Annotated in this window: 2 protein-coding genes; one reads left to right on the forward strand and one right to left on the reverse strand. The window is 72.9% G+C overall.

Features of this window, described 5'->3' with window-relative positions; translation table 11 throughout:
* Positions 1-31: 31 nt before the first annotated feature.
* A complete protein-coding gene (locus tag MHY85_RS20810) occupies positions 32-757 on the forward strand; it encodes an amino acid ABC transporter ATP-binding protein (protein ID WP_239200338.1) in 726 nt (241 codons plus the stop codon).
* Between the two features lie 97 nt (positions 758-854).
* Here MHY85_RS20810 and MHY85_RS20815 read toward each other — a convergent pair whose 3' ends face one another.
* Complete coding sequence (locus MHY85_RS20815) at positions 855-2252, reverse strand: FAD-dependent oxidoreductase (protein ID WP_239200336.1); 1398 nt, start codon at positions 2250-2252, stop codon at positions 855-857.
* Positions 2253-2389 lie beyond the last annotated feature (137 nt).

Genomic DNA, 2389 nt, shown 5'->3' on the forward strand with positions numbered 1-2389 from the left:
CTCCCCCGACGTCGTCCCCGCCGGCACCCCGCTGCTGCGCGTCGACCGGGTCCGCAAGGCGTTCGGCGACCACGTCGTCCTCGACGACCTGTCCCTCGACGTCGCGGAGCACAAGGTCGTCGTGCTGATCGGTGCCTCGGGCTCCGGCAAGTCGACGCTGCTGCGCTGCGTGAACCTGCTGGAGGAGGTCGACGACGGGGTCATCGAGGTCGCCGGGGCCGAGGTCACCGACCCGCGCGTCGACGCGAACGCGGTGCGGGCCCGGATCGGCATGGTGTTCCAGGCGTACAACCTGTTCCCGCACCTGCGGGTCCTCGACAACGTGACGCTCGCGCCGCGGCTGGTGCACAAGGTCGGCAAGCGGGAGGCCCGGGAGCGCGCCGCGGCGATGCTGGAGCGGGTCGGCCTCGGCGCGAAGGCGCAGGCGTTCCCCGACGAGCTGTCCGGCGGCCAGCAGCAGCGCGTGGCGATCGCCCGGGCGCTGGTGACGCAGCCGGCGCTCATGCTGCTCGACGAGGTGACGAGCGCGCTCGACCCGGAGCTGGTCGGCGAGGTGCTGGACCTGCTCGGCGAGCTCAAGGACGAGGGCACGACCATGGTCGTCGCCACGCACGAGATGGCGTTCGCCCGGCACGTCGCCGACGAGGTCTGCTTCCTGCACCAGGGCCGGATCCTGGAGCGCGGCCCGGCCGAGCAGGTGCTGGGCGCCCCGCGCGAGCCCCGCACCCAGGAGTTCCTCCGCCGCTTCACGGGCTGACCCCGGACCCCGGGCCGCTCCAGTGGAGTGGAAGGTCTGGCCCGACACACCGTCGGCGTGTCGGGCCAGACCTTCCACTCGCGGGGCGCCTGTGGCGTCAGGCCTCGCCGGCGGCCTCGGCCAGCGCGATCCGCACCATGTCCTCGCGCGGCACGACCTTGACCCGCTCGCGGCCGTGCGGCTCCCCGAGGGACCGCTCGTACGCGTCCAGCAGCTCCCAGCCGGACCAGTGGATCGGGCGGGCGCCGCGCGCGGTCAGGAAGTCGAGGACCGCCTGCGGGTCCGCCTCGGTCGCGGACAGGAACGGGTTGCCCGGCTCCGTGACGTCGCCGGCGTCCTCGACCAGGTGCCGGACGGTCTCGCTCGCGTCGGACTTGGTGTGCCCGATCAGGCCGACCGGGCCGCGCTTGATCCAGCCGGTGGTGTAGACGCCGGGCACGGGCTCCCCGTCGACGTCCACGACCCGGCCCTCGCGGTTCGCGATGACGCCCTTGGCCTCGTCGAACGGCACGTCCACCAGCGGCGACCCGAAGTAGCCGACCGCCCGGTACACGGCCTGCACGGGCCAGTCGTGCATCGTCCCGGTGCCCGCCACGGTGCCGTCGCCGGCCAGCGCGGTGCGCTCGGTGCGCAGCCCGACGACCTTGCCGTCCTCGCCGAGCACCTCGACCGGCTTGTGCAGGAAGTGCAGGTGGATGCGGCGGCTCGCCGTCAGCTCCTCCGGCTCCTTCAGCGTCCAGTCGGTCAGCGTCTTGACGACCTGCTTGGTCTGGTTCGACGAGTGGATGGCCGCCATGGAGCCCTCGTCGAAGTCGAAGTCCTCCGGGTACACGACGACGTCGACGTCCGGCACGTGGCCGAGCTCGCGCAGCTCCAGCGGGGAGAACTTGGCCTGGGCCGGGCCGCGGCGGGCGAACACGTGCACGTCCGTCACCGGGCTGGCCTTCAGGCCGTCGTAGACGTTCTGGGGCACCTCGGTCGGCAGCAGGTCGTCGGCGTGCTTGGCGAGCATGCGGGCGACGTCGAGCGCCACGTTTCCGGCGCCGAGCACCGCGACGTGCTGCGCGGTCAGCGGCCAGGTCCGCGGCACATCGGGGTGGCCGTCGTACCAGGACACGAAGTCGGCGGCGCCGTACGAGCCGTCCAGGTCGATGCCCGGGATCGGCAGGTCGGCGTCCTTGATGGCGCCGGTCGCGAAGACGACCGCGTCGTAGTGCCGGCGCAGGTCCTCGAGCTTGAGGTCCACCCCGTAGTCGACGTTGCAGATCAGCCGGATGTCACCGCGCTCCAGCACCTTGTGCAGGGCGACGATGATCTGCTTGATCCGGGGGTGGTCGGGGGCCACGCCGTACCGGACCAGGCCGAACGGCGCGGGCAGTCGCTCGATGAGGTCGATGGACACGTCCAGGCCCGAGCGGCTCAGGATGTCCGAGGCGTAGATGCCGGCGGGGCCGGCGCCGACGACGGCCACACGGACAGGGCGGTTCGAGGTCACGCAGGTGCCTTCCTTCGGGGTCGCCGCCCAGTGTAGGACGCCCTAACCTCTGCCGATCTGCCGCGACTTCCCGCCGTTCTCCGCGCGCGGGCGCGGACGGGGCCGGGGCGCGTGGGTGGGCGGCGCTAGCGTCGGGT

The organism is Cellulomonas sp. ACRRI, from assembly GCF_022346185.1.
Lineage (GTDB): Bacteria > Actinomycetota > Actinomycetes > Actinomycetales > Cellulomonadaceae > Cellulomonas.